Origin of the sequence: Neisseria sp. 27098_8_139, assembly GCF_041433195.1 — a bacterium.
Lineage (GTDB): Bacteria > Pseudomonadota > Gammaproteobacteria > Burkholderiales > Neisseriaceae > Neisseria > Neisseria subflava.
In genome coordinates this window covers 82571-94436 of sequence record NZ_JAPWBA010000002.1, presented here as the reverse complement: position 1 = coordinate 94436, position 11866 = coordinate 82571, and the positions used below count along the sequence as shown (strand labels likewise).

Below are 11866 nucleotides of genomic sequence, written 5' to 3'. Positions count from 1 at the left end.
CGCAACAGTTGCCAAGCTCAATATTATTCCAATGCAGACAAGCCGCCCATAAAAACAGGGCATGTTCCCATACCCTATTATTTGAATTTCAGACGGCCTTTCGGTTGTCAAAACTGATTAGGAACAATAAGTAAGCCCTATCCCTAATAAAATTTTCGAGAAAACAGAAGTCCGCATTTCAAACCCCTATCTCCCCCTGCTCAACGCTAAATTTAGTTTTTGCCCTTTTTATCGCCGGCATCCAAGCGCATATTGATAAATTCCATCATCAAATCTTTTTTCGTCCAGAAAAAGGTTTTCATTTTTTCCAAAGAATAGATTTTCCGAATCATCGCCGGCAATCCTGCATGAACGATGGCGGCGACTTCGCCATTGGTTGTTTCGTTGTCCATGGCGGCTTTGAGGTTTAGATTGTGCGTATTCAGGTAGTTGCTAAGCTCTTTCCTGACGCTGTTGCTGATTTCAAATTGTTTCATGTTTTCCGTCCATAATGAATTTTTATAATTAAATAGCATAGGATTTTAGCAAGTTTTTTGCATTGTGCATATCTTAATTTGCATATTATTGCGAAATTTACAATTTGGTTTTTGGGTAAAATCATGCCTGCAACACATTGTTGCGGCGCACTAAATCGGATTGTTTTGACTATTTTGTTTTGGCTCGGGCCGTATTGCGGATAAAATAATGGTTTTAGGTTTTGAGGCCGTCTGAAATGTATTTGTGGTTTAAGCTGCTGCATGTATTTTTTGTAATTTCTTGGTTTGCCGGACTGTTTTATCTGCCGCGGATTTATGTGAATCTGGCGCAATTAGAGCCTGGCAGCGTGGAATATGTACGGCTGACGGATATGTCGCGGCGGCTGTACCGCTTTATGTCGCCTTTGGGCTGGGGAACGCTGATATTCGGCGCGGCCATCGGGTTTGTAAACAATTGGTGGGGCAACGGCTGGCTGGCGGTTAAATTATTGTGCGGCCTGCTGCTCTTGGCTTACCAGCTTTATTGCGGCCTGCTGCTGCGCCGTTTTCAAAACGGCAGCAATGTGTATTCGCACCGCTGGTATCGGGTATTCAACGAACTCCCCGTATTGATGATGGTAGCCGCGCTTTATATGGTGGTTTTCAAGCCGTTTTAATCTTCAGACGGCCTGTTTGGTAAATAAGGAAAGAATTCATGACGGTCGAAATCGAACGCCGCTTTTTGCTGGCGGATGACAGTTGGCGCGAAGCGGCAAGCGAGCCGCTGGTGTTGCAACAGGGCTATTTGAGCGTGGAAAAGGAGCGCACCATCCGCGTACGGATTATCGGTTCGCAAGCATGGCTGACCCTGAAAGGCTATATTTCCGACATGGCGCGCAGCGAGTTTGAATACGAAATCCCGCTGGCTCACGCGCAAGCGATGATGGCGGACATGTGCCCGTTTAAAATGGAAAAATACCGCTATCGGGTCGAATTTGAGGGCTTTGTGTATGAAATCGACGAATATTTCGGCGACAATGCGCCATTGATTGTGGCGGAAATCGAATTGCCGTCTGAAGATACCGAGTTTCCCAAACCGTCTTGGCTGGGCAAGGAAATCACGGCAGACGGTAAATTCACCAATGCGTATCTGAGCAAACATCCGTATTCGTCTTGGACGGAATAAGGGCGACAACTTCTCTGCACGTACAAAAAAGGCATGTATCGCACATGCCTTTTTTCTTTTCAGACGGCCTGATTTACCTTACCGATATTTGTATCGAGCTGCTTTCGACATACCGTTTCAAATATCGAGCAAGCCCGTGTGCTTTATCCGTGTAACCTTACGCCGGACGGCAGGCCACCATATAGTTGACTTCGGTCGAGTCGCACAGAGAATAACGGCCGCTCAACAAATTATAGGTCATGCCCTTGCTGCCGACGGTATCCAATCCGGCTTGGCGGCACATGCGCGCAAGCTCTGCCGGCGTGATGAATTTTTTCCAGTCGTGCGTGCCTTTGGGGACAAATTTCAACAGATATTCCGCGCCGACAATCAGATGCAGATAAGATTTGGGATTGCGGTTGATGGTGGAAAAAAACACCATGCCGTCGGGTTTGATCAGTTTCGCGCAGGCTTGAACGATGGCGGACGGATCGGGAACGTGTTCCATCATTTCCATACACGTTACCACGTCAAAGCTGTGCGGCTCTTCGGCGGCGAGGTCTTCGACGCGGATGCAGCGGTAATCAATATTGGCAACATGTTGGCTGGCCGCATGGGCAGCGGCGGTTTGCAGGGATTTTTCCGCCATATCGATGCCGGTCACGTGTTCTGCGCCGCGTTTGGCCATGCTTTCCGACAAAATCCCGCCACCGCAGCCTACATCCAACACGCGTTTGCCTGCCAATCCGGCATAGCCGTCGATATAGTCGAGGCGCAAGGGGTTGATGTCATGCAGGGGCTTGAATTCGCCGTTTTTATCCCACCATTTGTCGGCGATTTGACTGAACTTGGCGATTTCGCCGGCATCTACGTTGTCGTGTTGATTGCTCATGGTTTGCTCCTGCATAAAATAATTCGCCTGATTTTAGCCGATTGCGCTTCAAAATAAAATGTTTCAGACGGCCTTTGCCTGTTTATCGGCCCTATTTCAACTTTCATCCGCCTGCCCATAAAAAACGCACCTTGTGGCAAGGTGCGTTTCAATCGGTACGATTTAGAATTTAGCGCCGGATTCGTTGGCCATGTAATCAACTGCGGCTTTCACTTCATCGTCGCTCAGGCTGCCGTTGCCACCTTTGGCTGGCATGGCTTGGAAGCCTTCGATTGCGTGTTTGTGCAGAGTGTCTTGGCCTTGTTTGATGCGAGGCGCCCAGTCTTCTTTTTTACCTACGGCAGGAGCGCCGGGAATCAAGCCGCCGTGACATGTTTTACAGTTCACTTCGTAAACAGCTTTGCCATCTACTTTGGCGGATTCTGCAGGTTTGGCGTCAGCGGCAGGCGCTTCGGTTTTCTCTTCAGGCTTGGCAGCTTCTTCAGGTTTCGCGGCTTCCTCTGCTTTGCTGGCGGCAGCTTCAACCTTATCGGCGGCCTCTTGAGCGGCAGATGCAGTCGCATCGGCAGCAGAAGCGGCTTCGTTTTTCACTTCAGATGCAACGGCTTGAGCAGCCTCTTGAGTCTCCTGTTTAGCCTCTTGGGAACAAGCTGTCAAACCAGCCATCATCATTACGGCAATCAGTAATTTGTTCATGTTCTGTCTTTCCTTAGTTTTAGTTTAAATCACTGTTTTATATAAACAGCTTAAAAATTCTAGCATAGAAACTAATCCATTCGACTTAGACTATAATAAATATTGGCATAAATCAGATTTTGTCACAAAAACAGGAAAAACATATTGACACCACACCTCTACTCAGATAGAAATCTACGCCCATTTGTCATTTGGCGTGATAATTTTCATTTTATTGTTCAATCAGTTATACTCTTGGCTTTTAATGTTTCTTTTTAAATTCAACTTTTTACAAACTTTCCAGATAATACCATAAGCATTAAAACGCTTCTTATCCTAAAAAGGCCGTCTGAACCCCAATCAGATTTCAGACGGCCTTTTTGAATCATGTTAATAAACATTTGCTGCTTGGCCATGCCAAAAGACACCAGCAGGCTTACCTATTTATGTGGTTATTCATATCCCGACTACAATTTAATCCATTGCCGCCATTAGTCTTTTGCCAATGTTTCAGCTTCAGCCCATAATCCCCGCTTCTGCTCTGCCGTCAATTTCTTAATGCCGACTTCCCGTTTCAGTGCTTCACTTTTGGAGAGGCCGTCTGAAACGATGCGCATCTCGACAGGCTTGTTTAAACGCGTGTATTTCGCGCCTTTTCCTGACAAATGCGCCGCAAATCGCTCTTGCGGACGGTTGCTGATGCCGCAATAAAACGCGCCGTTTTCGCACAAAATCAGGTAAACGCTCCAATTTTCCGCGTTCATAAATCCCCTTCCTTGGCAAAACTCTCGGTAAAAATGCGCACGGCAGCCTCGGTTTTGGCAGACTGCACACGATAAGGCGTCACCAAATAAAGGCTGATCGGCGGCAATGTCCATTCCGGCAAAACCACTTTCAGACGGCCTTGGGCGATTTTCTCCCTCACTTCGCCGCCCACTTGCAAAGACAAACCGAAGCCGCATTCGGTCAGGCTGCGGACGGCAGCAAGATGCGTGCAGGCAATGCTGTCGGCGACGTCGAGAAAATAGCTTTCGCCGCCGTGTTGCAAGGTCGTGCGGACAGGCAGGAAGTGCAGCCAGCGGTGGGTATGAAGCTGCGAGGGATGGGTAATGGGCGGATGGCGGTCGAGATAATCGGGCGCGGCGCAAATAGTGTACGGCCAAGTAACGAGATGACGCGCGACCAGATTGGGATCGTCCAAAGCGCGGTCGCCGCCGCGTATGGCGATGTCGGTTTGGCTGTGTTGCAGGTCGTCCAAGGTATCGCTGAAATTGAGGACAGGGCAGATTTTTGGGAACTCGGTTTGTAATCGCGAAAAGGCCGTCTGAAAAGCGCGAGATTCGATGACGGTGGAAGTCAGGGAAATACGCAATTCGCCGACGGGTTCGGTTTTCAGATTGTCGATAACGGTACGCGTATCTGCGAGCGTGGTAGCGAGACGGCGGCAGTATTCGCCCAAGGCTCTGCCGCCATCGGTAGGCGCAAGGCTGCGCGTACTGCGGTTTAACAGCTTGATGCCGTGCAGGGTTTCGAGGCGGTTGATGTGCTGGCTGACCGCCGACGGTGTCATGCCCAGCGCGGCAGCGGCGGCGTTCATACTGCCGTGTTCGAGGACGGCGGCGAAAACGAGCAGGGGTTTGATGTCTTGCATTCTTCTATGATGAGGCCATCTGAAAGTTTGGTTTTAACGAAGTCCAAACGCTTTCAGACGGCCTTCTATTTTGATTGTTTAGTTTAACTTCATAATCATAACAGCAAATCAGGGATTATCAAGCGTTTCAGACGACCTTACAATGCGTTCATCTAATCAATCACATCCCAACAAGGAGTCAAACATGAAAATCGCAGTCATCGGTTCAACAGGTTATGTCGGCAACGCAGTCGTTCAAGAATTGGCAGGCCGCGGTCATGAAGTGACCGCTTTCGCCCGCAACACAGACAAAGTGTTCCAAGCGCAAAATGTTGCCGTCGTACCCGCAGATGTCAATGCGGCGGACTTCGCCGACAAGCTGGCAGGCTTTGACGCCGTGGTCAGCGCGTTCAATCCCGGCTGGACCAATCCCAATATTGGCGCGGATTTTACACGCGGCGCAAGCAGTATCGTCGAAGCGGCAAAAGCGGCGCAAGTGCCGTATCTCTTAATCGTCGGCGGCGCAGGCAGCCTGTATGCCGCGCCTGATTTGCAAGTGGTCGATACGCCTGACTTCCCGAAAGAAATTTTCGACGGCGCCAATGCCGCACGCCATCTCTTGGCAGAACTCCTGCCGCGCCGTGACGTGAACTGGTCTTTCGTTTCCCCTCCTGCACGACTGGGTGTTACCGGCGGTTTCAGCGAAGACAAAACCGGCAAATACCGCTTGGGCAAAGACGATTTGCTGATGGACGGTGAAATTCCGGCAGGCATCAGCGTGGCCGATTTGGCAGTCGCCATCGCCGACGATGTGGAAAACAAAGCGCATTTGTTTGAACGCTTTACCGTCGCCGCTGTTTAATCGTATTAATTTAAAGGCCGTCTGAAACCCAAAGTTTCAGACGGCCTTTTGCTATAATACGCACATTAAATTTACCTATACGCGAGTTCTCATGTCCGCAACCCAACCCACCATCGCCGCCATCGCCACCGCACCCGGACGCGGCGGCGTCGGCGTTATCCGTCTTTCCGGCAAAAACCTGCTGCCTTTGGCACAAACCCTCAGCGGCGGCAAAATGCCCAAACCGCGCACTGCGCTTTACACCGACTTTCTCGGCGGCGACGGGCAGCCGATAGACAACGGTATCCTGCTCTACTTCGCCGCCCCTGCCAGCTTTACCGGCGAAGACGTGATTGAATTGCAGGGACACGGCGGCCCTGTGGTAATGGACATGCTGCTTTCGCGCTGCCTCGAACTGGGCGCGCGCATGGCGGAGCCGGGCGAATTTACCAAACGCGCCTTCCTCAACAACAAACTTGACCTTGCCCAAGCCGAAAGCGTCGCCGACCTCATCGACGCCTCCAGCAAGTCCGCCGCACGCATGGCGTTGCGTTCGCTCAAAGGCGCGTTTTCCCAACATATACACGAGCTGGTGGACGACCTTATTACCCTGAGGATGCTGGTCGAAGCCACGTTGGACTTCCCCGAAGAAGACATCAACTTTCTCGAAGCCGCCGACGCACGCGGCAAGCTCCAAGCCCTGCAAGGTCGTCTGAAAACCGTCCTCGCCAGCGCGGAACAAGGCGCGATTTTGCGCGAAGGCATGAACGTCGTCCTTGTCGGCGCGCCCAACGTCGGCAAATCCAGCCTGCTCAACGCCTTGGCAGGCGACGACATCGCCATCGTAACCGACATCGCCGGCACTACCCGCGACACCGTGCGCGAACAAATCACCCTCGACGGCGTGCCCGTCCACATCATCGACACCGCCGGCCTGCGCGAAACCGACGACGTGGTCGAACAAATCGGCATCGAGCGCAGCCGCAAAGCCGTCTCCGAAGCCGATGTCGCCCTGATTCTGATTGACCCGCGCGAAGGCTTGAACGCCAAAACTCAAGCCATTTTGAACAGCCTGCCCGCAGGTTTGAAAAAAATCGAAATCCACAACAAAGCCGACCTGACCGGCGAACCCGTCGCCATCCGTTCAGACGGCCTCGCACAAACCGGCGCGGACACCGTCATCAGCCTGTCCGCCAAAACCGGCGCGGGTCTCGACTTGCTCAAACACGCGCTGTTGCAGGAAGTCGGCTGGCAGGGCGAAAGCGAAAGCCTGTTCCTCGCCCGCAGCCGCCACCTCAACGCCCTGAAAATTGCCGAAATGGAACTCGAATACGCGGTTCCCTACCTCGACGATCAACCCGAACTCCTTGCCGAACACCTGCGCCTCGCCCAAAACGCCTGCAACGCCATCACCGGCGAATTTACCGCCGACGATTTGCTAGGCGTGATTTTCTCGCGCTTCTGCATCGGCAAATAAAACGGTTTGCCATCAAATACAAAGGCCGTCTGAATGTTCAGACGGCCTTTTTTATCACCAAAACAAGCTAATTTCACTTGCGTTTATTTATTGGCAGCTTCTGCCATATTTTTTGCGATTTTGGTTGCGCCAACTGTCAAACCGGACATGCCGATCAAAGAAGCCGCAGCCAATTTGATTAATGTTTTCATTTTAACTCTTTTCTGTGTATTTAAGGGTGTGTTGTGTATTTTTTATTTGTCGGCATCAGCCATATTGTGGGCGATATTGGTTGCGCCGACGGTCAGGCCGGACATACCGATTAAAGAGGCAGCTGCCAATTTGATTAAAGTTTTCATTGTTTGTCTCACTTTCTTGTCTGTCGGCCGAAAAACGGCCTAAGTTGCGTTTTCTGAAGTATTGTAATCAATTCGTTTATAATTGAATTATTTGTGTACTACCGTTTCAATATTGTAGGCGACGCCGAGGGCGGAGGCCGGTATCCCCGACATGCCGATTAAAGAAGTGGCGGCAAGCGTTATTAAATGTCCCATTTTAAGTAGTCCTTTTTCATAGATACAAAATGTTATTTAACAACATACACATTTTTTCGCCGGCATCTGCGCTGCCGACAGGACGAATCATACCGTGTTAATCGTTAATTAATACAACTTTTTCGTAAAGATAAAATACTAAAAACATATATAATAAAGATTTTGGTTAATTTATATTTTGTTTTGAAAATGACACCGATGTCTTTTTCAATGACACCGATGTCTTAATTACATACACACTACAAACGTATCTTGCTGCGTCCATAAAATCCCTCCTTTTTTGTTGCAAAATTGCACTCTAAATTAAATATTATTTTAAATTCAAAATGTTACAAATTCATCTTTTTTACAGTCCAAATCTTCACTTAGTCAAAATCAATACCTTTAATAGCTTCTTTTAAAGAAAACACACGTTTCTAGCGCCTATCCGACCATAAAATGCGCTGCAAATATATGATATAGTGAAACATTCTGCGTATTGACTATTTCCAGTATGAACAACACCCTAATCCTGACCGGCGCGGCCGCATTTTTTATCGGCACGCTGTTTGCTTGGCTGATAACACGCTACCAAGCCCAAAGCCGACACTTTATTGTTTTGCAAGAATTGGCCGAGAGCCGCCGCCTGCATGAGTTTGCCGAACAGGTGCAGGCTCAAACTGCGGCAGATTTGGCGCAAAGCCGCCATACCGTGCAGGAATTGCAAGACGAATTGCAGGAGACGGGAAACCGCTTTGCCGCAGCCGAAAAACAGATTGCCTATCTGCAAGATTGCGAGGCCGAAGCCGAAGCTTTAAAACACGAATGTGCAAAATGGCAGCAAAGCGCGCAAAACCTGCAAATCAACAATGAGCGCCTAAACACGCAACTGGTTCAAGAACAGGCATTGAGTGCGGATAAAAATACGCTTTTGCAACAACAAGAAACGGAAAAAGGCCGTCTGAAACAAGACTACGACACGCTGTTGGAGCAAAACCATGCGCTGCAAGTCCAAAACGAACGCCTCTCCACACAACTAACGCAAGAAAAAGCCAATATCGACGACAAAAACAGCCTTTTACAGCAACAGGAAGCCGAAAAAGGCCGTCTGAAACAAGAATACGCCGCCCTTTTGGAGCAAAACCACGCACTTCAAGTCCAAAACGAGCGCCTCAACACCCAATCGGAAAAAGACCGTCAGGCTGCCGAAGAAAAACTGGCCCTGCTGGCAGATGCGCGTAAAAACCTGAGCGACCAGTTCCAAAACCTCGCCAACACTATTCTGGAAGAAAAAAGCCGCCGCTTTACCGAGCAAAACCACGACCATCTTCAGCAACTGCTCAATCCGCTCAACGAACGCATACACGGCTTCAGCGAGCTGGTTCAGCAGACTTACGAAAAAGAAGCCAAAGAACGCCTGACCATCGAAAACGAGCTCAAACGCCTGCAAACCCTCAACACCCAACTCCACCACGATGCCAAAGCGCTGACCACCGCGCTGACCGGCACGCAAAACAAAACCCAAGGCAACTGGGGCGAGATGATTTTGGAAAGCGTATTGGAAAACTCCGGCCTGCAAAAAGGCCGCGAATACATCGTTCAAGCTTCCAGCGTCCGCCACGAAGCAGACGGCACCCAACGCCGCCTCCAGCCCGACGTCCTCATCAATCTGCCCGACAACAAACAAATCGTCATCGACTCCAAAGTATCGCTGACCGCCTACGTCCGCTATACGCAAAGCACCGGCGCAGAAGCAGAACGCGAGCTTGCCAACCACGTCGCCAGTATCCGCGCCCACATTAAAAGCTTGGCCACGAAAGATTACACCGACCTTGAGGGCGTCAAAACGTTGGACTTCGTCTTTATGTTCGTCCCTGTCGAACCGGCCTACCTCCTCGCCCTGCAACACGATCCAAACCTCTTCCAAGAGTGTTTCGACAAACGCATCATGCTGACCGGCCCCAGCACCCTGCTCGCCACCCTGCGCACCGTTGCCAATATCTGGCGCAACGAGCAGCAAAACCAAAACGCGCTGGCGATTGCCGAGGCAGGCAGCAAACTCTATGACAAATTTGTCGGCTTTGTCGAAAGCATGGACGGCATCAATAAAGCGCTTGTTCAGGCTCAATCCCAGTTTCAGACGGCCTATGGCCGCTTGGTTTCCGGCAGGGGCAACCTCATCAGCAGCACCGAAAAACTGCGCAAATTGGGCATCAAAGCCGGCAAACAGCTGCAACGCGATTTATTAGAAAAAGCCATGTCGGAAAACGAAGATCATGCCGCCTTACCGACCGCACAAGACCAAGAAAATGACTGACAAAATTTAATACATTGCAAATAAAAGGAATTTAACAATGAGCAACATCACCATCGTCCTTGCCGCCGATACCGGCTATGCCGAGCAGGTTCATACACTGATGAAATCCATCTGTACTCACAACACAAATGTCGATTTCTACCTCATGCACAATACCTTCAGGCGGGAATGGATCGACTATACCAACCAAAAGCTCGCAGCCAGCGGCAGCCGTCTGAATGATGTCAAAATCGAGATGGACTTCAGCCAATATCGCCGCTTGTCCCATATTTCGGATGCTGCATTTTTCCGCCTGGTGATGCAGCACTGCCTGTCGACCGCGCCCGTATCTCGACAGCGATATGGTGGTGACCCAATCCCTGCATGATTTGTTCAACCTCGATATGCGCGGTTATCCCGTTGCGGCGGTACAAGATTCCGTTTTGGCGCACATCGAGTGGAAACACCCTATCGACCTGCACACCACACCCTATTTCAATTCAGGCATGTTGCTGGCCGACTTGGTGCAATGGCGGGAACACAATATCGCGGCGCAACTGCTGAAAACCGCCGCCAGCCTCAACGAAGCCGTACCCTATGGCGACCAATGCTTTCTAAACACCGTATTTCAAAAAAACTGGCTGCAATTAGAAGAATCTTGGAACTTCCAAACCGGCGCAGTCGAATACTTCCAAAAACGAAACCTCAGCGAAGTATTTCCCAAACCCGACACCGTCCCGCCCATTATCCACTACACCACACGCGCCAAACCGTGGTTGTGCGATTACGGCAAGATTCCTTTTGAAGAAATCTATTGCCGACTGGCCGGAAGCGTAGTCCCAGACAGGGAATACCCTTCCCTTGCCTCAATTGACCTTAAAACAACCCATCATCAAAAACAAAAGGCCGTCTGAAATCGTTTCAGACGGCCTTTAAGCCATAAAAAAACAGGCAGAACATTCTGCCTGTTTTTTTGTTCAAAACTAACCATAGAGTGAGCATACCACCTTCAATCAGCGTTATCGTTATCCGATTAGATACCGCGCAACAATTCATTCACGCTGGTTTTCGCACGGGTTTGCGCGTCCACGCGTTTGACGATAACCGCGCAGTAGAGGCTGTGGCTGCCGTCTTTGGAAGGCATGCTGCCGGATACAACAACCGAACCAGCCGGTACGCGGCCTTGATAGATTTCGCCGGTAGTACGGTCAAAGATTTTAGTGGATTGACCGATGAACACGCCCATAGAAATCACGCTGCCTTCTTCGACAATTACGCCTTCGACGATTTCAGAACGCGCACCGATAAAGCAGTTGTCTTCAATAATGGTCGGGCTGGCTTGCAGAGGCTCGAGTACGCCGCCGATGCCGACGCCGCCGCTCAAATGCACGTTTTTACCGATTTGCGCGCAAGAGCCGACAGTCGCCCAAGTATCGACCATCGCACCTTCGTCAACGTATGCGCCGATATTGACATAAGAAGGCATCAACACGACATTTTTCGCCACAAAGCTGCCACGGCGGGCAACGGCACCCGGAACTGCGCGGAAACCTGCGCTGCGGAACTCGTCTTCAGACCAATCGGCAAATTTAGTCGGCACTTTGTCGAAGTATTTGTTCACACCGTCGTTGAGGATTTCATTGTCCTGAATGCGGAAAGACAGCAATACGGCTTTTTTCGCCCATTCGTTGACTTTCCATTCGCCCACACCCAAACGCTCGGCAACGCGCAGTTTGCCGGAGTCGAGTTGGCGGATGGTTTCCAAAACCGCTTCACGCACTTCGGGGGTAACGGTATTCGGATTGATTTCGGCACGGTTTTCAAAAGCCGTTTCAATGATGTTTTGCAAAGACATGTTGATTCCTTCAAGAGATCAGGGCCGTCTGAAACCTATTCAGGCCGCCCTATTACAAATATTTAACT

At 50.2% G+C, this 11866-nt stretch carries 13 protein-coding genes; 7 read left to right on the top strand and 6 right to left on the bottom strand.

Translation table 11 applies throughout. The features are described 5' to 3' along the window. Positions 1-212: 212 nt before the first annotated feature. On the bottom strand, positions 213-476 hold the full coding sequence (locus O3660_RS03115) for a hypothetical protein (RefSeq protein WP_049350787.1): 264 nt from the start codon (positions 474-476) through the stop codon (positions 213-215). A gap of 236 nt (positions 477-712) precedes the next feature. Between O3660_RS03115 and O3660_RS03110 the strand changes: the two genes are divergently transcribed. Further along, the gene (locus O3660_RS03110) at positions 713-1132 is read left to right on the top strand and encodes a CopD family protein (protein WP_003681587.1); all 420 of its coding nucleotides are present in this window, start codon (positions 713-715) and stop codon (positions 1130-1132) included. 38 nt (positions 1133-1170) lie between these two features. Further along, the gene (locus O3660_RS03105; protein WP_049350788.1) at positions 1171-1641 is read left to right on the top strand and encodes a CYTH domain-containing protein; all 471 of its coding nucleotides are present in this window, start codon (positions 1171-1173) and stop codon (positions 1639-1641) included. A gap of 157 nt (positions 1642-1798) precedes the next feature. Here O3660_RS03105 and ubiG read toward each other — a convergent pair whose 3' ends face one another. The 4 genes from ubiG to O3660_RS03085 form a co-directional block, all read right to left on the bottom strand. Next, positions 1799-2512, bottom strand: a complete 714-nt coding sequence (ubiG, locus tag O3660_RS03100) for a bifunctional 2-polyprenyl-6-hydroxyphenol methylase/3-demethylubiquinol 3-O-methyltransferase UbiG (RefSeq protein ID WP_371464545.1) — start codon at positions 2510-2512, stop codon at positions 1799-1801. A gap of 162 nt (positions 2513-2674) precedes the next feature. Continuing rightward, the gene (locus tag O3660_RS03095) at positions 2675-3208 is read right to left on the bottom strand and encodes a cytochrome c5 family protein (RefSeq protein ID WP_371464544.1); all 534 of its coding nucleotides are present in this window, start codon (positions 3206-3208) and stop codon (positions 2675-2677) included. Between the two features lie 470 nt (positions 3209-3678). Next, entirely contained in the window at positions 3679-3951 is a 273-nt protein-coding gene (locus O3660_RS03090) for a GIY-YIG nuclease family protein (RefSeq protein WP_049350791.1), read from the bottom strand. Continuing rightward, positions 3948-4838, bottom strand: a complete 891-nt coding sequence (locus tag O3660_RS03085) for a LysR family transcriptional regulator (RefSeq protein ID WP_049350792.1) — start codon at positions 4836-4838, stop codon at positions 3948-3950. Before O3660_RS03085 ends, O3660_RS03090 begins: the two co-directional genes overlap by 4 nt. 184 nt (positions 4839-5022) lie before the next feature. On the opposite strand from O3660_RS03085, the gene O3660_RS03080 reads away from it, so the two are divergent. From O3660_RS03080 to O3660_RS03060, 5 genes are all read left to right on the top strand, one after another. Continuing rightward, complete coding sequence (locus O3660_RS03080; RefSeq protein WP_049350793.1) at positions 5023-5679, top strand: NAD(P)H-binding protein; 657 nt, start codon at positions 5023-5025, stop codon at positions 5677-5679. 91 nt (positions 5680-5770) lie between these two features. After that, positions 5771-7135, top strand: coding sequence for a tRNA uridine-5-carboxymethylaminomethyl(34) synthesis GTPase MnmE (mnmE, locus tag O3660_RS03075; protein ID WP_049350794.1), 1365 nt, complete (start codon positions 5771-5773; stop codon positions 7133-7135). Between the two features lie 1026 nt (positions 7136-8161). Further along, complete coding sequence (gene rmuC, locus O3660_RS03070; protein WP_049350795.1) at positions 8162-9964, top strand: DNA recombination protein RmuC; 1803 nt, start codon at positions 8162-8164, stop codon at positions 9962-9964. A gap of 37 nt (positions 9965-10001) precedes the next feature. Next, positions 10002-10331, top strand: coding sequence for a glycosyltransferase (locus O3660_RS03065; protein WP_308111643.1), 330 nt, complete (start codon positions 10002-10004; stop codon positions 10329-10331). Continuing rightward, positions 10306-10857, top strand: a complete 552-nt coding sequence (locus O3660_RS03060) for a glycosyltransferase (RefSeq protein ID WP_318250418.1) — start codon at positions 10306-10308, stop codon at positions 10855-10857. The genes O3660_RS03065 and O3660_RS03060 overlap by 26 nt, the downstream gene beginning before the upstream one ends. A gap of 119 nt (positions 10858-10976) precedes the next feature. Here the strand turns inward: O3660_RS03060 and dapD are convergent, their stop codons facing one another. After that, on the bottom strand, positions 10977-11798 hold the full coding sequence (gene dapD, locus O3660_RS03055) for a 2,3,4,5-tetrahydropyridine-2,6-dicarboxylate N-succinyltransferase (RefSeq protein WP_003684212.1): 822 nt from the start codon (positions 11796-11798) through the stop codon (positions 10977-10979). Positions 11799-11866: the final 68 nt, after the last annotated feature.

Coding starts and splice junctions, on each gene's coding strand:
- O3660_RS03095 (WP_371464544.1), bottom strand. CDS start 3,208: ATGAACAAATTACTGATTGCCGTAATGATGATGGCTGGTTTGACAGCT.
- ubiG (WP_371464545.1), bottom strand. CDS start 2,512: ATGAGCAATCAACACGACAACGTAGATGCCGGCGAAATCGCCAAGTTC.
- O3660_RS03080 (WP_049350793.1), top strand. CDS start 5,023: ATGAAAATCGCAGTCATCGGTTCAACAGGTTATGTCGGCAACGCAGTC.
- dapD (WP_003684212.1), bottom strand. CDS start 11,798: ATGTCTTTGCAAAACATCATTGAAACGGCTTTTGAAAACCGTGCCGAA.
- O3660_RS03060 (WP_318250418.1), top strand. CDS start 10,306: ATGGTGGTGACCCAATCCCTGCATGATTTGTTCAACCTCGATATGCGC.
- O3660_RS03110 (WP_003681587.1), top strand. CDS start 713: ATGTATTTGTGGTTTAAGCTGCTGCATGTATTTTTTGTAATTTCTTGG.
- O3660_RS03090 (WP_049350791.1), bottom strand. CDS start 3,951: ATGAACGCGGAAAATTGGAGCGTTTACCTGATTTTGTGCGAAAACGGC.
- mnmE (WP_049350794.1), top strand. CDS start 5,771: ATGTCCGCAACCCAACCCACCATCGCCGCCATCGCCACCGCACCCGGA.
- O3660_RS03105 (WP_049350788.1), top strand. CDS start 1,171: ATGACGGTCGAAATCGAACGCCGCTTTTTGCTGGCGGATGACAGTTGG.
- O3660_RS03115 (WP_049350787.1), bottom strand. CDS start 476: ATGAAACAATTTGAAATCAGCAACAGCGTCAGGAAAGAGCTTAGCAAC.
- O3660_RS03085 (WP_049350792.1), bottom strand. CDS start 4,838: ATGCAAGACATCAAACCCCTGCTCGTTTTCGCCGCCGTCCTCGAACAC.
- O3660_RS03065 (WP_308111643.1), top strand. CDS start 10,002: ATGAGCAACATCACCATCGTCCTTGCCGCCGATACCGGCTATGCCGAG.
- rmuC (WP_049350795.1), top strand. CDS start 8,162: ATGAACAACACCCTAATCCTGACCGGCGCGGCCGCATTTTTTATCGGC.